The organism is Sphingobacterium sp. UBA1897 (assembly GCF_002337775.1).
GTDB lineage: Bacteria > Bacteroidota > Bacteroidia > Sphingobacteriales > Sphingobacteriaceae > Sphingobacterium > Sphingobacterium siyangense.
Map to the genome: position 1 here is coordinate 1 of NZ_DDGR01000019.1, position 20,725 is coordinate 20,725.

Here is a 20,725-nt window from a genome sequence, read left to right on the forward strand (position 1 = left end):
AAACATTTAAATTTATCATGGCGGTGGGTTATAATTTTGCAATTTAAATATAGCAACTTTGCTATATCCAAACACCGCCACTTTTTAAACGTTTAGGACGCAAGTGATGTAAAATATTACTTTTTTTAACCGTTTATGTCAATGCTGCTATAATATATGATTTTTCAGATTCCCTTTTTCCGCTTATGGTTACGACAACAATCTCTGTTCGGGAGAAATGGAAGCAATCAGCAAAAGCGGCGCTACATTCTTGGCTAAGATGAGTCGATGATGAAGTCGAGACATAAAAAAAATACCGAAGCAATATACACTTCGGTATTTTTCGTGAAAAAGAAAAATTACTATTTCAATCTTAGAGGGTTTTGCTATCGCGCAGCATTTTAATGATATTATGCGCTTCAAGCTGTTTGCTGAGCTGTGTATTGATTAAGCTATGAACATTTTGCGAAAGTTCTTCCGATCCTTCAGCCAAAGCTGTTTGATAAGTTGATTTGAAGGCATCTTCTCCCTGCTCACAGGTTTCGAGCAGGCTTCTTTCGTCATCTCCCGTAATATTCACTTTTATCCCCATCCAGGCGCGGAAAAGCTTGCCGCTCAGCATGGTGCTATCCGTCGCCTCTTTGCCTTCAAGCTCAACATAAGGTGTCAACTCGGCAATAAATTCTTCCGATTGTCCGATGAATTTTTGAAATGTTGGTATAAGTTTATCTAAGCCATGACTTGTCGCTAGATCAATAGCTTTTTTATAACCCTCGATGCGGTCGTTGTTGATCTTAATAATGTCATTGATGATCTCTGGATTGTTGATGTTGTTTTCCATAATATTTTTATTTGTTATCATTTTGTTTATTCGAAAAACAGCAGGTACCTGATGATCGTTTGCAGAATCCGAGATTCAGGTATTTAAATCGTGGCCCGTATTTATCCCGTTTTTTATTGTCCGGGAATAAATGGCCCCTAAAACTTTCTGCAATTTACCCTTGTTCTTAGAACCGAATACTGTCCTTTAGGCAGCGCAACGAAAACTATGCAACAAAATATTCATGTAGCCATTATCGGGGGTGGACCCAGTGGCCTGTTTATGTACAAGAGACTGGTCGAAAAGAATATAGCCGGTCTCAAAGTATCTATTTTCGAGTCCCGCAAGCAATTGGGGGCAGGGATGCCTTATAGCTACGAAGGTGCTACATCGGAGCATCTAACTAATGTCTCGGATCATGAAATTCCCGCACTGGTTTCGACGATTGAGGATTATGTTCAATCCTTATCGGAGACCACGCTCCGAAGCTATGGCATCGATGTTGACGATTTTAATCGCTACAAAGTGGTACCACGGCTGCTCCTTGGCCGCTATCTGTCGGAGCAGTTTATGCTATTGAAACGGATGGCGGATGGAAAGGGGATAGAAACACAGATTCATCTCGGCAGCCAGGTCAGTGATATCATTGATCTCGATAGCCAGATGCAGGTTAAAATCATGGTGGGCAGCACCGATACCTATATCGTAGACAAGGTTATCATCTGTACCGGACATAAATGGCCAACCAGGTATGAGGGCAATGTAGAACATTATTTTGAATCACCCTATCCGCCGTCAAAGCTCGCCTTAAAAACAGACCATGCAGTAGGCTTACGTGGCGCTTCGCTCACGGCAATCGATGCTATCCGTACACTGGCACGCCACAATGGGTCTTTTGAGGCGCTGGAGACAGGTGAGTTAAGATATCAGATCGACCCGGGAAGTGAAAATTTTAAGTTATTGATGCATACCCGCAGTGGTCTTCTGCCTGCGATCCGATTCCATCAGGAAGAACCTTTCCTAGCCAACAAGCTCTTGATCTCCGAAGAGGAACTCATGCTTAACAGACTTGAAAATGAAGGTTTCGTGTCGTTGGATTTTCTGTTCGATCGTAATTTTAAAGCGCAGTTTAAAGAAAAGGATCCCGACTTTTATGCGATCGTGGAAAAGCTCAGCCTGGAAGACTTTGTAGAAGCAGTACTCAGTTTAAGGGAACAGAAAGATGCCTTCGAGGGATTTCGCCAAGAGCACGAACAAGCGCTGAAATCTATCAGAAGGCGTCAGTCTATCTATTGGAAAGAAGTGCTTTCTGCCTTGAGCTTTACCCTGAATTACCCGGCCAAATATATGTCTGCCGAAGATATGCTGCGTTTAAAAAAAGTACTGATGCCGTTGATTTCCATTGTCATCGCTTTTGTGCCGCAGAGTTCCAGTCGTGAGCTCCTCGCACTACACGATGCTGGTCGGCTGGAAGTGGTCAATGTTGGTACGGACAGTCGGGTTGAACCTGCGAGCGACCGCGGCGCTAACTATTTTTATACCGATGAATCTGGGATAGAAGTAAAAACCCATTATAAGACATTTGTGGATTGTGTAGGACAGCGACCGTTGAACTTTGAAGAATTTCCTTTCAAGAGTTTAGTCGACAATGGCAATGTCAGTCCAGCTTACCTGCGATTCCGTTCGGTGGAACAGGCCAAAGAACAAATGCTGGCAGGCAACGACCATATGTTTGTAGCTCCGGATGGCGCCATTTTTTTGCAGGTACCCGGGGTAAAGATAGACGACAGCTTCCGGCTGGTAGATCACAGCGGCAACGCCAGTCAACGTCTTTTCATGATGGCTGTACCTTACATGGGCGGCTATAATCCGGATTATTCGGGCCTAGATTTTTGCGCCGCTACCTCGGCTATTATTGCCAGCAAGATTGCTGAAGGGGGATAAATACGTAAGTTTTTGTTAAAATACGGTAAGATGGTTGGGGCCGGGCGACACGGGATTTAATTTAAGCTCCCTATTGCTATATTTGGCGGCCATCTAAATCATCAGTTGGCATTGTCTTAACTCAATTGTTGAAAAGCATGCCTAAAACTATTTTAAGAAACCTGCAGGTAGGTTTTGGAATTTCACTGTTGATCCTGTTAGCGAGTTCAACGGCTTCTTATGTGAGTATCCGTAAGCAGATCCATAATAGTGCGATGGTCGATCACAGTCGCCGTGTCATGAGCCGTGTCAATAAAATTTTGCAGGATTTACAGAATGCAGAAACGGGCCAGCGCGGCTTCCTGCTGACGGGGATGGATAAGTTTCTCGATCCCTACAAAAATGGTCTTCAGTCTTTGCCTCAATCGCTGAGCCGCGCGCACGATCTTACGGCTGATAACCCAGCGCAGCAGCAGGTGATTGATACCCTGTCAACACTTGTTCAGTCTCGACTAAATCGATTAGAGAATTTGGTGAACATCAAAAAACGAGGTGGTATGATCTCTGTTGCCCAGCTTGAAGAAGGCAAAACCTATATGGACAGTTGCCGTTTGTTGATCAGCAAAATCATAGATAAAGAAGAATCGCTGCTCAATCGACGTTCAGATGAACTTACACGCTCTTCGGGATACACCTCCATATTTGTTTTATTGGCTGCGGCAGTTTCGTTGCTGATTACGCTGTTTTTTTACTTCCGCCTCAGGGCAGATTTCTTTAAGCGTGAGGAGTTGCAGAATGACCTGAAACGAAAAGATGAGGAGATCCAGCGCCGACTGAGTATTACTCAGCGTATAGCACGCGAGATTGCTGCCGGCAATTATGAAATGCAGATTCAGGATGCCGAACAGGACGATCTGGGCAGCTTGACAGGATCCCTCAACGAAATGGCTAGGTCGCTCAAAACATCTTTTGATGAACTCAGTGATAACAATTGGCATCAGGCCGGACTAACCCAGCTGAGCAACCTCTTGATGGGTAATAAACAGCAGGAAGAGCTCACAGCCGTTACGCTCGGCCATCTGACAAAATATGGCAACTGTGTCAATGGTGCCATTTACCTGATGGAACAGGATGAACTTGTCTTAAGGGGGTCCTATGGACTCGAAAATCCCGACCATAATCGCTTCGCTCCAGGAGAAGGCATGGTCGGTCAGGTCTTTAAAGACGAGAAAGAAAAGTTATTTGAAAACCTCGAAAATAGCAGCTATGTTATCAGTTTTGCCAACGGAAAGGTGCAGGTGAACAACCTTTTTATCTTGCCTATTTTTGAGGATAACCAATGTATCGGTGTGATGGAGCTGGGGGCATTACAGCCTTTTTCTTCCATACAGTTGACATTTTTTAGAGATGCAGTGCAAAAGGTAGGTACTACACTTGCGGCGGCGCAGGCCAGACTGGTGGTGCAGAATCTATTGGAAGAAACCCAGGCACAGACCGAAGAACTGCAGGCACAGCATACCGAATTGGAATCCCTTAATTCGAGCCTCGAAATGCATACGCATAAATTGCAGGCATCGGAGGAGGAACTCCGTGTGCAGCAGGAAGAACTGATGCAGTCTAACCGTGAATTGGAGGAACGCTCCAAACTGTTGGAAGATAAAAATGTTGAAATTGCCGAACGCAATCAGGAAATTCAGAAAAAGGCGGCAGAGCTTGAGCAAAGTACACGCTATAAGTCTGAGTTTTTGGCCAATATGTCGCATGAACTACGTACACCGCTCAATTCAATTCTGTTACTTTCCCGTTTGATGGCCGAAAATTCGGATGGTAACCTGAATGAAGAGCAGATGGAATCGGCAGCTGTGATCCAAAGTTCAGGAAAGAGCCTGCTGACCTTGATAGATGAGATTCTGGATCTTTCCAAAATAGAATCCGGAAAAATGGATCTGGATGTACAGCCTGTAAATTTTGCCGATATACTGAATGGACTGACGGCTATGTTCGGACCAATCGCCGCGGATAAGCAGCTCGAATTAGAAATGAGCGCCGCGGAGGGTTTGCCGATGCAGCTCGAAACAGACAAGCAGCGCCTGGATCAGATTTTACGTAATCTATTGTCGAATGCCATCAAATTTACAGCTTCGGGTAAGGTTACCTTGCATATTGACCGCGAACAGTCGCAGAGAAACCGTATCGTATTTGAAGTACGCGATACTGGAATAGGAATACCAAAAGACAAACAGCATCTGATTTTTGAGGCTTTTCAACAAGCAGACGGTTCTACACGCCGCAAATTTGGGGGCACTGGACTAGGGCTCTCGATCAGTCGGGAACTGGCGCGCCTACTCGGTGGCGAAATCTTGCTGGATAGCGAAGAAAACAAAGGCAGTGTATTCCGCCTCATCCTTCCGGAGCAGATTTCGGGCAACATGCCATCCATATTTGCTACGGAATTGCAGCGACCAATGATCGGAGAAACAGACGTTGAAACGGTGGGGCACGCCGTAGTGGGGCAAGATTCACAAGTGGCAGTGCCGGCCGTGGAAAGGATGCCTGAGATTCCTATTCCAGCCGATATTCCGGATGATCGCGATAGCATCGTCGCAGGCGACCGTTTTATCTTGATTGTTGAAGATGATATTGAGTTCGCAAAGATCCTGCTCAAATATACGCGTCAGCAAAACTACAAAGGTATCGTGGTCGTCCGTGGTGATATCGCTACGGAGATGGTGGCACGTTATATGCCGTTGGCGGTCTTATTGGATATTCAGCTTCCACTTAAAGATGGCTGGCAGGTAATGGCTGAGATCAAGGAAAACCCCAAGACTCGACATATACCTGTGCATATTATGTCTTCTTTACAGGTTAAAAGAGAAAGCCTGCTTCAGGGCGCCATAGACTTTATCAATAAACCGATGGCATTGGAGCAGATGGGCGATATGTTCCGTAAAATAGAAGATGCCCTCACGCGGCATCCCAAAAAAGTATTGATCGTTGAAGAAAATCCCAAACATGCTGCGGCGCTGTCGCTCTTCCTCGAGAGTTTTGACATTGCCTCGGAGATCAAGAGCAATGTAGAAGATAGCATTGTGGCGCTGAGTTCAGACACTGCCGACTGTGTGATCCTTGATATGGGGGTTCCAGACCGTGTTGGCTACGAGACATTGGAAGCCGTAAAACGAAACCAAGGCCTTGAAAATTTGCCGATTATTGTATTTACCGGTAAGAACCTTTCGCAGGTAGAGGAAATGAAATTAAAACGGTATGCGGATTCTATCATTGTAAAAACGGCTAATTCCTATCAGCGTATATTGGACGAAGTTGGTCTATTTCTACATCTTGTAGAAGAAAATAACGGTCCTTCTATCAAATCGCCGGGTAGACTTGGCTTTTTGCAGGATGTTCTGCAGGGAAAAAAGGTACTTGTAGCGGATGACGACATCCGAAATATCTTCTCGCTCACCAAGGCGCTCGAAAAATATCAGATGACCGTGGTGCCGGCAACGGACGGAAAAGATGCGCTGAAACAGCTGGAAGATAATCCGGATGTGGCGGTGATCCTGATGGACATGATGATGCCCGAAATGGATGGTTACGAAACGATTGCTTCGATCCGAAAAGATCAGCGATACGAAAATATGCCCATTATTGCGGTTACAGCCAAATCAATGATGGGGGATAGGGAAAAATGTATTGCCGCGGGAGCGTCTGATTATATATCCAAACCGGTGGATATCGATCAGCTATTGTCTCTCTTGCGTGTATGGTTGTATGAATAATAACGCAATAAATAAGGAGCATGGATAAGAACAAAACCATATTGATCATCGACGATGATCAGAACAATATATTTGCGTTGAAATTGGCCCTGAAGTCAAGAGGTTTTCAAGCAATCGGCTGTCTGTCTGCAGAAGATGGACTTGTCCAGCTAAGAGATCATATAGGCATAAGTCTTGTCCTCATGGATATGATGATGCCCGAGATAGACGGCTATGAAGCCACCAAGTTGATCCGTCAATCATGGAATGCAAGTGAATTGCCTATCATCGCCGTAACGGCACAAGCTATGACCGGTGATCGTGAAAAATGCCTGTCTGCAGGAGCAAATGGCTATATCTCGAAACCGATCGACATTGAACTGCTTGTGCAGATGATAAGAGAAATAGCGGGATGACCACAGGGAAAAAAATTGTCAGCCAAGAGCAGGTCATGATCCTGATGGAGGATGTGGAGCGTCTCTATGGTTACGACTTTACCCACTATACGAAAGCATCCTTGTCGCGGCGGATCAACCAGCTTTGCCTGCTGGATAATTTTACGAGTTTCGCCGAACTGCGTTATCGCGTTGTTCACGATCGGGAATATGTGCAGCGATTTGTTGAAAAGATGACCGTGAATGTGACCGAAATGTTTCGTGATCCAAGCTTTTTCGCAAATCTGCGTCATGAAATTCTTCCCAAATTGCGCACTTCGCCGTTTATCCGCATCTGGATAGCGGGCTGCGCAACAGGTGAGGAAGCGTACTCACTGGCAATTCTATTGCAAGAAGAGAATCTTTTGCACAAATCACTGATCTATGGCACCGATATCAACCCCTCGGTGCTCGAGCAGGCAAAGAAGGCCGTCATCCCGATGGCAAATCTAAAATCCTATGTCGAAAATTATCAGCTTTCGGGCGGTAAAGCTGATTTTTCAGCGTACTACAGCGCGAATTATAATTGGGTAAAACTCAATTCCACTTTGCGGGAACGTATTGTTTTTGCTTCTCACAACTTGGTGAGTGATGCTTCTTTTAATGCTTTTCAGCTGATTCTATGTCGCAATGTGCTGATCTATTTTGACACAGAGCTGCAGGCCAGGGTATTGTCCCTTTTTGATGAAAGCCTCGAAACATTCGGCTACCTTGCCTTAGGCAGTCAGGAGACACTACGCTTTTCTGCGCTGGCACCCCACTATAATCAGGTGGGTAATGAAAAGATATGGCGAAAGGTCAAGTAGAACTGGAGGGGATTTTTACGTGAACTAATTTTAAAAAATAACTTAATTAAAAAAATAGATTATCTTGGTAGGATTGGAGGAAAAATGACTAAAATTCTTTTAGTTGATGACCATCGACTTGTAAGAAATGGGATACGCTTGATTATTGATACCCACGACAAGCTTTCGGTGGTAGGAGAAGTAGACAGTGCAGAGGATGCATTAATCTATCTTGAACAAAATGCATTGCCGGATCTGGTTTTAACGGACCTGAATATGCAGGGCATGGATGGTGTGAGTTTCATCCGAATGGCCAAAAAAATATATCCTGATCTTAGGTTCGCTGTGCTTTCCATGATTGAAGATCCGGTTGATGTAGCCGAAGCTTTTCGGAGTGGTGCAGACGGGTATCTATCTAAAGGGGGGGATTATGATGAAATCTTATTTGGATTGTTACGTTTATCTCAGGGGCATAAATATCTGATGACCAATTTCGGTCTACGGTTTATGGAAAATTTTGATGTTGAGAATAGCGCGAATGTTGATGTTACTTCACGGCTGTCGCAGTATGAAATCACAGAAAGGGAATTTGCCGTACTGGAACTCATTGCGCAGGGTTTCACCGCTGTGGAAATTGCGGATAAAATCTTTTTGAGCAAACGGACTGTCGAAGGGCACCGTCAGAACCTGATGGACAAAACCAAAAGCAAAAATACGGCCGATCTGATCCGTTTTGCATTTCAGCAAAAGCTGCTGAGCTAAATAGAACCGTAAAAAATAGCCTTTGTTTTGAATCGGGCTTCCATCTAAATGAAAGCCCGTTTTTTTGAAGTCTTATGATCGCTTGTGTTTCTAGCATGGAGTCTGGCGAAGAGATAGCCCATGTTTTAGTAGGCTGTTGTTCGGATTCTTTTCTACTTCAGCTTTTTCAATTTTACTGTTTTTGTTGATAGGGGTATTACATAGCGATTCAACGGATCTTTGTTTATTCCTTCTACCTCATAATGGCTTTCGGGATTTACATTGAGCAGAATATTTGTGCTGTTTTGTTTTGCTTCATTATTGAAGATCAGGGTGACACTATGGTCTTTTTGATCGTAGTGCAATTCGGCAATTTCTCCGGCATCTGTGGTCAACCAAAGATTTTCTTTTGCCAGGAAGACACGTCCCTTGGAAGCTGTAGTCAGGGCAACCTTGACCTGTTGTTTTTCGGTTTTTAGATTTCCGCTGAAAGCCAGCCAGCCAAATTCGGGATGTTCGACAATGTAGGTCGCCGAATTGACGGCATAACCATAAAAGCCGGTTCCATAATCGCCCGAGATGCCGTCATTGGCCAGTGTGGATGGATAGGAGTGGAATGCTCCGGGGCCAAAGCCATCGGCTGTGACATTGGCCAATGCACCCATCATACCTGCATGTCCGATACGGAGCAGGTAGAAGTCGTCTGGATGGTCGCGGTAGGCTGTAAGGACGGGAATGGCATTGAGGGCCGAACCATAATGATGCAGCTGCCGCTCGATACGGGAGAGCTTGCCGCCGTAGACAAAATCCCAATAGCGGCGTGCACTGCCATTGTAACCCCAGTGCGGTACGGTAGGCATGTAAGCAATGATGGCATTGAGCGTCACTTGAGCTTTTTCGTCGAAACCGAAAAAGCGCGACCAGAGGTATACCTCTTCCTGACCTGTAGAATCCCATGGCATCTCGCTCCCGAATGGATAATTGAGGGTTTTCCAATGCTCTGCCCGCTTGCGCATGGCGGCTTCAAGCTTGTCGGCCATCGTTGTTAATCCTTCCTTACGGAGATCATTGAGTACGATAAGGAAGATACTGCCTTCCATTTGACCGAACTGTGCGTAATAAGGCGCTTTTTCGACCATGGCGATACTGGTCTGGTAAGCCCGTTCGAGGTATTTGTCCCAAGTTTCTTCATTGACCAGATTGTTGTAGTTGCGGGCGAGCCTGTACATTACCCAGTGTGCTGCTGCAACATGTGGATAATTGTAGGATCGTCCAATGTCATCGGCTTCCTTTTTGGGCCAGGCAGACCAGGTTTTCCAGTTGATATCCGAGCGGTAGGTACCGGCCGGCATTGAGTCTGGTTCATAATAAAAAAGGCTTTTGACAACCCCATATTTCTTGTCGCCTTCTTTATGCTGGATATGACCATAAAGGGTCTCATTGACAAAACGTTTCAACTTGGCTATTTCCTGTTGATCGGGCTGCAGTACCTGTTTCATCAGGGCAGCAAGCCAGCTTGCTGCTCCGGCTTCATCGCTGAGGCCTGCAAACCAGGCGCTCCTATTTTGGGTGATGGGCTGCTGTTCTTCATAGTCATAGGATATGACAGATGGTGAACGGCCAAAGAGATCCTTGTCATTTTCATACCACTGCTTGGTGGTGAGGAAATGGCCCAGATCCTGTACAACTTCTTTTTCGGATTTGATTACTTTATAGTGGATCGTCTGCGTAATGCCATCCCTGTAGTTGATGGTAAGCCGCGCGCGTCCCCAACGGTTGCCCTTCACTTCGTATTCGGTCCATTGCTGTGCGGTGCTTCCTTTTTTTGTCAGGGTCAATGCACCTTCGGGGTAGACACTGACACTTTTGACCGCTTTGTTGTGCTTAACAAAGAGTTTGGCGGGATTGTCCATGGGGACAACATATCCGGGAAGTCCAACAGCGACAGGCCTATTGTTTTTCAATAACTCCGATTCAATTTGCCGGATACTTGGCGCGAGGACAAATTTTAAGGCAAAGGTCTTTGATTCATGTGGCTTCAAGAGGGTATAAGTCGGTGTATTCCATTGTTCTACGCCTTTCCAATCAGTCTCGGCATAGGCCTTACTGTGGATCATCCATTCATGAAATCCCTCAAAGGTAATACTTCGGGGGGTAGGGTCTGTATTGAGCGGATTGTAGGCTTCAAAGCCTGCATTTTTATAGGGCAATACCAACAGACTCGGCCCATTGCCATGTAGGCGGTTGACCTGTAGATAACCCGCATCTTGGCCGATATAGGGATCGAAAAAGACATTCTGTGCATGTGCCTGATCGAGATTTTTCCAATCCATGTTGTTGTTGAAAGGAAGTGGGATACCCAGCGCGCCGATTTCGATGGGATAATCGTTGGGATTTGAAACTTCAAAACTCAGGATCAGATCGCCTCCGTCATCTCGCCAGCTGCGTACAACCTTCAACGGAATATTGTTGAGCGTAGGGCTGATATCTGCGCTTGCAAGATCGTTTTTTGCCGGATTTATTGGGATGACATGTTTACGGTCTGCCGCCGATGAGTAGGAAGTCCAGGGGGTATCACCCTGACGGCGCAAACTGATATTGATATCACCGATATGAAAAAACTTATTGCGGTCTCTTTTGCTCAGGAGCTCAACAGGTGTATAGTCAAAATCTTTTTCGCCGCCGTTGGGGCGAAAAGAAGATAGCGTCTGCGATGCATTGAGGATAGCTACATGGAGGTTTTTGAGGGTAAAGTTTTTGGCACCCTCTTCTACACCTAAAGTGGCTTGCTGTGCTTTGACTGCTTTCCATACGGGGTGTTCGTCCTGTTGGCTATATACGCTGCTTGGCAACTGTGTGCATACGAGCGCAAATAGGATCCAATAGCTTTTTTTAAGATTCATTTTTGACATGTTATTGCTCATTTAATACGCCGAAGATCATTGTTCTTACAAAGATGAAGGATTGTACCCTCGATTTATGGGTAGATTTTAACCTTCAATAGCCCATTTTTAACCTATTAGCCCTCAAAATTTGTAATGCGATGATCGAAGTTATAAATTTAATGTTAAATAGACATTTATCGTAGATTTTATTTGTTGTAAAGTTAGTTGAATGGCGATATCGTTTTTTATGTACCAGTAAACTTTGTGTTATCATGAAACATCATTTTTCTTTCGCTATTTTGGTTGCACTGGTTATGTCGCTTACAGGGCTGGTGGCACAGCCGTTGAAACCCTACCAACAGCCTAATGTATTGAATCCACTGTTGCCTGGGTATTTTGCGGACCCGAGCATCAAGAAAATTGCAGATACGTATTATATCTATGCGACCACCGATGGTAATGGTTGGGGAGCAGGGCCATCACAGGTATGGACATCCAGGGATTTTAAGAACTGGACCATTCAACCCATGAACTGGCCCAATACACACTGGTACTGGGCTCCTGATATGACGCAGGGATACGACGGAAGATATTACCTCTATTATAGTCAGCCTGTAGAAATTTTTGGGGCAGTGGCCGACAGCCCCACAGGCCCCTGGGAACCTTTGGTAGCCGGTGGCAAATCGATGATCCCGAACTATATGGTTCCAGGTGTAATTACTCTGGACGGGCAAACCTTTCGGGATGATGATGGTCGCATCTATCTATTTTGGGGAACCTGGGGAATCTACCCCGATCATGGATGTGGGGTGGGGATACTCAACAGGGATATGAAAACGTTCGAAAAAACAGCATTGATTCCTAATACTGTGGCAAAGGACTTTTTTGAGGCGCCCTATATGTTTAAGCGTAAGGGCATCTATTACCTGATGTACTCCTCGGGGCATTGTGAAGATGGTACTTATCGTGTGCAATATGTTAAAAGTAAAATCGGTCCCATGGGACCTTTTGAATATCCATCGGCCAATCCGATATTGATTACAAACGAGGATGGTAGTATTCATGGTCCGGGACATCATAGTATTCTTGAACAGGATAATCGTTATTTCATCGTCTATCACAGGCATAATAACCCACATGCTGGGGGCGGCTTCCACCGTCAGGTTGCCATGGACGAGCTATTCTTTAGGCCTGACGGCGATATTGAGCCGGTGCGGCCCACACATGCTGGTGTGACAGATTTGCTTCCAACAGTTACAGGGCCGGTCGATTTGGCTTTTGGGAAAACGGTGAAGGCCTCCTCTTACTACAATACAGATTTTAGGCCTGCATTCTTAGTCGACAACAACAATGGAACACTATGGCGTGCCAAAAATAATCAAGGACCGGCCTGGGTAGCTATTGACCTGGGTAAGAAGCTGGATATACAGACCATATCCATTCAGTTTGAATACCCAACTTATGCCTATCAATACCGACTCGAAACCTCTGTGGATGGTCTTGCCTGGAAAAGCTTTGTAGATCGCTCGAATAATGACCGTTGGGCAAGTCCTATTGTTGAACACGGCAAAGCTATGGCAAGATATGTTAGATTACATGTATTGAACACGCAAGTGAATGGACTTCCTCGTGGCGTTTGGAACATGAAAGTGTATGCACAAAAGCTTCCACAACAGACGCTGTGGTCTGCAGCACAAACGATGCCCGTCAAGGAAATAACATTGGGTAATTTAATCCATATCGATGCGGCCAATTACCAGGAGGGGCAACAGGTAAAAGGTATTCAGAATAAAGGGCTACTCGGGGGGATGTTCAGTACAGAACATGCCTTGGCCGTTAAAAATTATCAGGGTAAAAAGGCATTCTTCTTTGATGGAGCTACCGCATTGCGCTCGACTTTCACTGTGCCACAGTCGTTGGCTACAAATAGTTCTTATAGTATTGCGCTATGGGTTAATAATCCGGACATCGCCAGGTTTGAACAGTTGGTTGCCTGGTCGTCGGGGCAGCAGGATCTCAGCAAAGCAATTTTTGGTTATGGTACTGATCCCGGACGTGGGGCCATCACGCATGGCTCCTGGCCTGATTTGGGATATGCATCGGTTCCAGGCGCAAATATATGGCATCATATTGTATTTTCTTTTGACGGCTATCAGGAATCTATTTATGTGGACGGAAAGCTGCAACGCAGGGAAAATAGGATGCTGTTTGTCAGGCCCGGAGATGTTTTTGTCCTGGGAGCTTCGGATGTGCTAGATCAGTATTTTTCGGGCTATGTATCCAGTTTGCAGGTATATAATACGAGCTTGGATGAGGAGGAAGTGGCCAGTTTGGCCAATGAAGTCCCGAAATCGGATTTCTTTGGGCTGCAAACTGACGATTTAAATCTCGGAAAGCTCAGTACTTTGCGGAACCAGGGAACAGCAAAGGATACCTTAGTGGCGCTTGACGATGCGGAGGTGGTGGTAGCGGGAAATAGATTGGCATTGAAAGGTAAGGCTTTTGAAAGTGCGGCGCTAACGGACATTCTTCGTCAGCAGCAGTATACGCTGGATTTTGACTGGTACGACGGCGCTGCCTGGCAGCATGCTTTGTTTGTGCATGATAAAGGAAAAAAGCGCTTTTATCGCAATGGGAAGGCTGAAAAGCGGGTGTTTTCTGAAAAACTGCTGGGGGTAAATAAGACTAGCATTGAACTGGCTTATCCATTTCATTTCTTTCGCGCCTATTCTGGCACCTTAACATCGGATGAGATAAACGCAAAGTTCAGTCAGTGGAAAGCAGGCTTGGCCAATGGGCTGGACGGGTATGTTCCGCAGGTGCTTTCTCCGCCGCACCTGATCAATGCGGATCAGGTATTTGTACAGGTCGAAAAGCAAGCGGGAATGTGGTATCTCTTCCGTTCTGAGGGCGAAAGTTCAGGCTGGAAGCAACAGTCTTACCATCTCTTTAAATCATTCGAACCTGGAAAATCCATCGAAGTTCTGGCAAAGGATGCCTTTGGCCATGTCAGTAAGCCGGTAGTGGAAGGGGTTTCGGCGAAAAGGCCGCAATTGGTACAGCCAGCACACGATGAAAGCTATTCCGCCAAGGATCAGAAAATTCCTTTCTGGGATGGTTATCAATACAGTGAAAGAACCGACAGTACACAGACAGCGCTTTCCTACTTGAATGGAACCTGGAAAATCCAGTCCAAAAATACAAAATGGGGTGATGCAGACCTTCTGGCCCCCTTTGTTTATAAAGAGCTGGAGGGAGATTTCACGCTAGAGGTTAAGATAAGCGATGTGGCAGGCTTGGCCCGCAAAGCACGTACATCAAGTGAAGCCGGTATCATGATTCAACGCGTGGATAGTAAGGATGCCTACATCACCAATTGTATTTTGACGGGATGGAACCTGGGCAATCTTTCGCGGAGCATCGGCCCACAGATTTTTCAGGAAGAGAATACAGGAACCGGCCTAAATTTTTCGCCCTACCTTCAGGTTCAGAAGATCGGTAATTATTTCTTTTTGCGTTGCTCGGGAGATGGCATGGACTGGAAGGATCTTCCCGGAACACCGTTTCTACGCCCCGATCTGAACGGCAAAAGACTGCGCGTCGGACTTTATCAGATTGCCGGTAACAACCAGTTAGGTTATGGTGAATTTGAAAGACTTCGTATCTGGAAGTAAAAATGATATGTCCATAAAAAACGGTATTGAACATTGTTCAATACCGTTTTTTATCGAAAGTTTACTGAAGAAGGATCACTTGGAGTCATTTAGCGCTAAAGAGCTGATCAATGAGTCAGCTTCTTTTTTTTCGATCTGTTTACTGTATGATGCGGTCAGCACTTTATAGCGGATATCCAACACTTTCTCCTGTAAATCATAATCTGTCGTCACTTCCAATACCTTGGTATATTGTCTTTTTTCGGCATCATATCCGAAAGAAAAAAGATCGAGTTCTTTTTTGATACTGCAGCCTTTAAAATAGATGTTTTTCCAGCGATGCCCTATATTGCCGCTCGGATTATACCAGATGATGCAGGAATCAAGGTTCCTTCTGCCCCAGCTAGCTGGAATGGGATGCAGCCCCAGCTTTTTGCGTTGCTCGTTGTAATTGACTCCATATTTTTCGGTAATACATGTTTTGCTGAAATACGACCGCATAGATGGGTAAATGGGCAAGAGTATCACAACGAATGATAATACAATAAATAGGTTCCGAAAAAGGGTTTTGTTCATAAATGGTCTTTTGATGTTGCTAGGCTCGTATATTTTGCACCCGCATTGTATCTGTATACAATGGGTTCCTGTTTTCATTTTAAATATATTAAAAAAATATGGAGTGATCGACCTGTTGTGCGGATTTTCAAAAAAATATAGGGCCTTCTTTTTGTTTTCCAAAAAAGTAAATAGGTGGGGCAAAAACATTCTGAAAAGGTTATTGTTGTAAAAATTAAGGCATAACCTCAGGTAATGAAAATACTTCTTCTAACGATCAGATCTTTTCTCTTTTTGTCCATATTGCTGTTGACAGCCTGTTCGACCTTGATCAACAATGTTCAGGTACATACGTTGACAACAAACTACTGTGCGCCAAATGTGGCCTATACATCAATTCCAATACAGGAAATCGCTGCCTCGGATAGTATCCAGATAAGGAAAATTTTTTCTTACCATGATTTTGTGCTGATCAAATACCTCAATCTTGCAGAACCCATTATCCAGTATTTGGGGACTGCGAATAGTGCTACACTGAAATTGGCGGCAAGGCAAAAGATGACTGAAAGGTACATGCTGTTTGAGACAGAACTGAATGCCATTGCAGCGGAGTTGGACTGTAACGGTGAGCGTATCGATAAGCTCGCAGGATATATAGACGAACTGAATGCGAAAACGCAGACCCGTTTGACGGTGGCTTCTATACTTCTGGGAGCGGTGACAGCGGTTACTGCAACAACGGTCAAAAATGATGGCCTCAACAATGGGTTGAGCATCGCTGGCGGGGTCGGTACCGCCGTATTGGGATTTATGACACTGAACCCAAAAGGCAAAAAGGTCAAGATGCAGCTGCAACGTAATATGCTTGAAAGTATTTGGTATCAAAATAATAAGGCGCAGATCTACCCAAGCTCAGTTTGGGGAATTTTATCCGAGAAAAAATTTAGCAACGCTGAAAACTCGTCACTGATAGAAACAATGCGGCAGCGCTGGCTGCAATATGGTTTGGACGATGAACCGGATAGTCCCCTGCAGCAGCTTTATTTTAAGAATGGTGGAACTTTTGCAGCCGAGGAACTACATGATCTAGCCAATATGCACAATGAATTGCAGGCGACCATACGTTCTATTCAGCAGGATATGCGAAGTTTAATACTGGCCATTCATACACTGGAATGAGGGTAAGGGTTCAATTGGTTAATATTGTACTATTTTCGGCCGTTAAGCAAATTCTTTTTATCTAGGAATACGATTATTCCGTTATTCGTTTATACGGGAATCTCTTCCTCAATAGTGACAGATTGTGATTTTTTAATATTTTTGATGCCTTTCCTATGGAGCCATTCGGTAAAATGATCCGGGTCGTCCGGTATAAAATGGATCACCTTACCATTTTTGAGGAGTAAGGAAAATATACCGCAATTAGCGATGAATTTGATGATTTCATCGGAATGGTGTTTCAATAGCGAAAAATATTCCATTAAGTTTGGTTTTTCTTTAAAAAATAGGTCGGATAAACTATCCAAAATATGCGTTAAATGGCCAATTCAATCGATTGCATAAGTCAATTCAAAGATGTGAAATATTTTTAATATTTCTTCAAAAGATTATAAATTAATGTTGCTTTTTTTTGTTAAACTGTTTTCGCTTGGCTACTTAATCACCGCATTTCTATAGATCTCTCAAAATGATATCTCCAGTAGGTTTCCTGTTTTGATCTCAAGATAGGTTCTGGATCGATATCCAAAAGTAATGGCAATGGTCTTCGATAACAGCTTTTAAACATTTTTACCCTTCTTTTAAATATTCGTTGCAAAGCGATTTTGTTGAAAGCAATAGCTTTGCTTTGTAACCAATTGGCGAAAAGCCAGTTCATTTTAAATAAATGATCCAGTAAATGCAATAGTGAATTTTTAAGGGATGCCACCTGTTAAAGCGAGCTTATTATGTGACCAGATAGCACATAGCGGTGAGCAGATACAGTTAGCATATAAGTAATAAATAACCAATTTGTATAAATAAATAACCAAGTACTCGCCTCAAGGGGCAAAAAGACATTTATCTCAAATAAAGATTATGAACAGAAATTATGTGTCTTCTTTCTTTTGTTTTCCCAAAGAAAGGAATAGGAAAGTGAAATGGTTGTTAATGGCTTCCATTTTAATGGGCATTGGACGACTGTCTGCTCAGGAAAAAGTGATTCATGGAAAGATCATCAGTGATCAAGGAAAACCAATTATTGGGGCATCGATCAAAGTGAAGGATAAAACCCTCAGTACTTCAACAAACGAGAAAGGCGAATTTGTACTCAAACTCAATCCGGGAGAAGTCCTTATTGTATCCAATGTGGGTTATAATCAGGCAGAATATGTAATCGGTAATTCTTCGGAAATCAGTATTCCACTTGTTGCCGCAGAAATTGCCGTGGATGAAGTTGTGGTGGTAGGCTATGGTAAACAGAAGAAGGTCGATCTGACCTCTTCCATCGCTGTTGTGGACACCAAAGATCTGGTGAAAGTACCTGGTGGTACAATTGCTACGCTTCAGAGCGCCGTGCCTGGAGTGCAGGTAACCAATGGCGCTATCCGTATCCGTGGCGTTGGATCCATTAACGGAACCGATCCGCTCTATGTCGTGGATGGGATGATCGGCGGAGCTATGCCGGATGAAAATAATATTGCCAGCATTCAGGTTTTGAAAGATGCCGCATCAAGTGCCATCTATGGTTCCCGTGGGGCCAATGGCGTTATTTTGGTCACCACAAAACGGGGTAAAGCCGGAGAGGTGAAGCTCGATTATAATGCCTTCGCCGGCATCAAAAATATTTCCCATAATATACCTCTGCTGAACGGACAGCAACTGGCCGAATTGATTAATGAGGAAATGTACAATAAGGATCCTTCGCGCAAAGATTATCTGGCCGCGCTGTCTAAACCCTCCGACATCGGGCACGGGTATAATATGATGGACGAATTGCTGCAGACGGGCAATTATCAACGGCATAATCTCTCGGTTTCCGGCGGATCTCAAAACGCCAATTTTCGGCTTAGCGGTATCTATGCGACAGACAAATCCATTATTATTCAAGATAAAAATAAGTATTATGGCGCCCAATTTATCTCTGATTTTACCAAAGGAAAACTCAAGATAGGCGAAACCCTTTCCTTAGGTTACACCCGCCGCAACTGGAGCGACAAAAATATCATCGATGCGCAAAAGTGGTCCTCGACATTACCGCTCTACGATGCCAACAGCAGCACTGGTTTTGCCGGAGCTGGCAATGGAACGGATGTTCAGAGTGCATTGGCAAATGCATACCTCAATAAAAACGTCAATGACAACTTTTCGGTAAACGGCAATGCCTGGGCTACTTATGAGATTATAAAAGGCCTGGTTTACAAATTTAATATGGGGATCGACCTTAGCCGGGTGCGGAATGAGGGGTATATAGGTAACTACTCTGTCGGACAATATCAGAACCATAATCCGGATGAACTCAATATTTCCAGCAGTCAGAATAACCGCTGGTTATTTGAAAACACGCTGACTTATGAAAATAACTTTGGTAAGCATGCGATTTCGGCTTTGGCGGGAATCACTTCAGAAGAATCCCGGTATAATGCTGTCAATGCTGGGGCCCGTGGTTTGCCGAGTCCGGATGTTTTGATCCTTAATTCGGCATCCCTGGCGAGTTCCCGTCTTGTGGGGTCAGGTGTGGGACAGTCTGCCATGTATTCCATGCTGGGACGTGTCAACTATAATTATGATAACCGCTACTTGTTGACATTTAATATGCGACGGGATGGATCGGCCAACTTTAGCAATCAATACCGCTATGGAAACTTTCCTTCGGTATCAGCGGGATGGCGGATCAGTCAGGAATCTTTCATGAAAGCATTTCCTGCGATCAGCGAATTGAAGCTCCGAGCTAGTTACGGGCTTTTGGGTAATTCGGATATTGCACAATATCAGTATCAACGGACAGTTAGTTTCGACCATGTCTGGTATTACCTGAACAATGTGATGGTCACGGGGGCCCTGCCACAGACTCCCTCGAATCCGAATGTAAAATGGGAAAGTCAGTATTCAACTGATCTTGGTCTCGATCTGGAGCTTTTTGATCATAAATTGGCTTTGACAGTTGATTACTATAATAAAAAGACCGAGGACATGCTGATCAATGTACCCATTTCGTTTACCGCAGGCTATGGTAACAACTTTCCCGTGCTGAATGCCGGTAGCATACGGAATCGGGGCTGGGATATCCTGGCTTCCTACAAAGATCAGGTCGGTAATTTTGGCTATCGTATCGGCGCCAATATTTCTTTTGTGAAAAACCGCGTGCTGAGTCTGGGCAACAATAATGAAATTTTATGGGGAAGTATCTCTCCTGGGGGTGAAAACGTCACAAGAACAGCAGTTGGTCGTTCGGTAGGGGAATTTTGGGGCTACACCACCAACGGTTTATATACCAGTCAGGCACAATTGGATGCCGATAAAGCTTTTGCACCCCACGCAGCATTGGGCGATGTACGCTTCAATGACCGAAATGGCGACAAGGTCTTAAATGATCAGGATAAGGATTTTTTGGGAAGCCCAATACCTGATTTTAGTTACGGCTTCAATGCTGATGTAAACTACAACAGTTCGATTGGCACATTTGATCTGTCGATGATGTGGCAGGGAAGTAAAGGAAACGACATCTACAACAATAGCCGCTATTGGGGCGAGGGAATGTACCATTACTACAATAATTTTGCATCGACTCTGGATCGTTATCGTGCGGAGGAGCTTGTCTTCAAAAATCCGGTATCTGGTGAAACTACGGTCTATCCAAAAAATACAGATACTACTATTCCACGCGCTGTACTCGGCGATCCCAATCAAAATTTAAGGGCATCCAACAGGTTTGTGGAGGATGGCTCTTACCTCCGGCTTAAAGTACTCAACATTGGTTACAGTTTTTCAAGTCCTAGACTTGAACGTTGGAAGATCGACCGACTGGGGTTTTACGTAGGCGCAAAAAACCTACTGACCTTTACCAAGTATTCAGGTTATGATCCTGAAGTGGGGTCGGGCGATACACGCTCCAATCTAAGCCGTGGTATCGATGGGCAAACGCCTTGGGGGTTGAGCTTTCCAAATTCAAGAGAGTATTTTATGGGTATTCAATTTACATTCTAATCCCTTAT

12 protein-coding genes are annotated in these 20,725 nt (G+C 44.6%); 8 read left to right on the forward strand and 4 right to left on the reverse strand.

The features are described 5' to 3' along the window. Nucleotides 1-352: 352 nt before the first annotated feature. Complete coding sequence (locus B4N43_RS10995) at nt 353-820, reverse strand: PA2169 family four-helix-bundle protein (RefSeq protein ID WP_075994905.1); 468 nt, start codon at nt 818-820, stop codon at nt 353-355. A 207-nt stretch (nt 821-1,027) separates the two neighbouring features. Here B4N43_RS10995 and B4N43_RS11000 point away from each other — a divergent pair, with 207 nt between their 5' ends. From B4N43_RS11000 to B4N43_RS11020, 5 genes are all read left to right on the forward strand, one after another. Then, nucleotides 1,028-2,743 (forward strand): FAD/NAD(P)-binding protein, encoded by a 1,716-nt coding sequence (locus tag B4N43_RS11000; RefSeq protein WP_286734653.1) that lies wholly within the window; start codon nt 1,028-1,030, stop codon nt 2,741-2,743. Between the two features lie 137 nt (nt 2,744-2,880). Continuing rightward, nucleotides 2,881-6,501, forward strand: a complete 3,621-nt coding sequence (locus B4N43_RS11005) for a response regulator (RefSeq protein WP_286734654.1) — start codon at nt 2,881-2,883, stop codon at nt 6,499-6,501. Between the two features lie 20 nt (nt 6,502-6,521). Further along, complete coding sequence (locus B4N43_RS11010) at nt 6,522-6,896, forward strand: response regulator (protein ID WP_286734656.1); 375 nt, start codon at nt 6,522-6,524, stop codon at nt 6,894-6,896. A 35-nt stretch (nt 6,897-6,931) separates the two neighbouring features. Next, nucleotides 6,932-7,720: a CheR family methyltransferase gene (locus B4N43_RS11015; protein WP_286734658.1), complete on the forward strand. Its 789-nt coding sequence runs from the start codon at nt 6,932-6,934 to the stop codon at nt 7,718-7,720. 84 nt (nt 7,721-7,804) lie between these two features. Continuing rightward, a complete protein-coding gene (locus B4N43_RS11020) occupies nt 7,805-8,461 on the forward strand; it encodes a response regulator transcription factor (RefSeq protein ID WP_248932096.1) in 657 nt (218 codons plus the stop codon). Between the two features lie 152 nt (nt 8,462-8,613). Here B4N43_RS11020 and B4N43_RS11025 read toward each other — a convergent pair whose 3' ends face one another. Then, nucleotides 8,614-11,343 (reverse strand): DUF5695 domain-containing protein, encoded by a 2,730-nt coding sequence (locus B4N43_RS11025; RefSeq protein WP_286734663.1) that lies wholly within the window; start codon nt 11,341-11,343, stop codon nt 8,614-8,616. Between the two features lie 254 nt (nt 11,344-11,597). Between B4N43_RS11025 and B4N43_RS11030 the strand changes: the two genes are divergently transcribed. Continuing rightward, nucleotides 11,598-14,999, forward strand: a complete 3,402-nt coding sequence (locus tag B4N43_RS11030; protein WP_075993576.1) for a family 43 glycosylhydrolase — start codon at nt 11,598-11,600, stop codon at nt 14,997-14,999. A 75-nt stretch (nt 15,000-15,074) separates the two neighbouring features. On the opposite strand, the gene B4N43_RS11035 is transcribed toward B4N43_RS11030, so the two are convergent. After that, on the reverse strand, nt 15,075-15,554 hold the full coding sequence (locus B4N43_RS11035; RefSeq protein WP_248932092.1) for a hypothetical protein: 480 nt from the start codon (nt 15,552-15,554) through the stop codon (nt 15,075-15,077). A gap of 234 nt (nt 15,555-15,788) precedes the next feature. Here B4N43_RS11035 and B4N43_RS11040 point away from each other — a divergent pair, with 234 nt between their 5' ends. After that, entirely contained in the window at nt 15,789-16,712 is a 924-nt protein-coding gene (locus B4N43_RS11040) for a hypothetical protein (protein WP_248932091.1), read from the forward strand. 89 nt (nt 16,713-16,801) lie between these two features. On the opposite strand, the gene B4N43_RS11045 is transcribed toward B4N43_RS11040, so the two are convergent. Further along, nucleotides 16,802-17,014, reverse strand: coding sequence for a hypothetical protein (locus B4N43_RS11045; RefSeq protein WP_075993573.1), 213 nt, complete (start codon nt 17,012-17,014; stop codon nt 16,802-16,804). Between the two features lie 595 nt (nt 17,015-17,609). On the opposite strand from B4N43_RS11045, the gene B4N43_RS11050 reads away from it, so the two are divergent. After that, nucleotides 17,610-20,717: a SusC/RagA family TonB-linked outer membrane protein gene (locus B4N43_RS11050; protein ID WP_286734667.1), complete on the forward strand. Its 3,108-nt coding sequence runs from the start codon at nt 17,610-17,612 to the stop codon at nt 20,715-20,717. The last annotated feature ends 8 nt before the right edge of the window (nt 20,718-20,725 follow it).

Excerpts from the sequence above, each read along its gene's own strand:
- B4N43_RS11015 (WP_286734658.1), top strand. The coding sequence starts at position 6,932 with ATGATCCTGATGGAGGATGTGGAGCGTCTCTATGGTTACGACTTTACC.
- B4N43_RS11020 (WP_248932096.1), top strand. The coding sequence starts at position 7,805 with ATGACTAAAATTCTTTTAGTTGATGACCATCGACTTGTAAGAAATGGG.
- B4N43_RS11045 (WP_075993573.1), bottom strand. The coding sequence starts at position 17,014 with ATGGAATATTTTTCGCTATTGAAACACCATTCCGATGAAATCATCAAA.
- B4N43_RS11040 (WP_248932091.1), top strand. The coding sequence starts at position 15,789 with ATGAAAATACTTCTTCTAACGATCAGATCTTTTCTCTTTTTGTCCATA.
- B4N43_RS11035 (WP_248932092.1), bottom strand. The coding sequence starts at position 15,554 with ATGAACAAAACCCTTTTTCGGAACCTATTTATTGTATTATCATTCGTT.
- B4N43_RS11050 (WP_286734667.1), top strand. The coding sequence starts at position 17,610 with ATGAACAGAAATTATGTGTCTTCTTTCTTTTGTTTTCCCAAAGAAAGG.
- B4N43_RS11025 (WP_286734663.1), bottom strand. The coding sequence starts at position 11,343 with ATGAATCTTAAAAAAAGCTATTGGATCCTATTTGCGCTCGTATGCACA.
- B4N43_RS11030 (WP_075993576.1), top strand. The coding sequence starts at position 11,598 with ATGAAACATCATTTTTCTTTCGCTATTTTGGTTGCACTGGTTATGTCG.
- B4N43_RS10995 (WP_075994905.1), bottom strand. The coding sequence starts at position 820 with ATGGAAAACAACATCAACAATCCAGAGATCATCAATGACATTATTAAG.
- B4N43_RS11000 (WP_286734653.1), top strand. The coding sequence starts at position 1,028 with ATGCAACAAAATATTCATGTAGCCATTATCGGGGGTGGACCCAGTGGC.
- B4N43_RS11005 (WP_286734654.1), top strand. The coding sequence starts at position 2,881 with ATGCCTAAAACTATTTTAAGAAACCTGCAGGTAGGTTTTGGAATTTCA.
- B4N43_RS11010 (WP_286734656.1), top strand. The coding sequence starts at position 6,522 with ATGGATAAGAACAAAACCATATTGATCATCGACGATGATCAGAACAAT.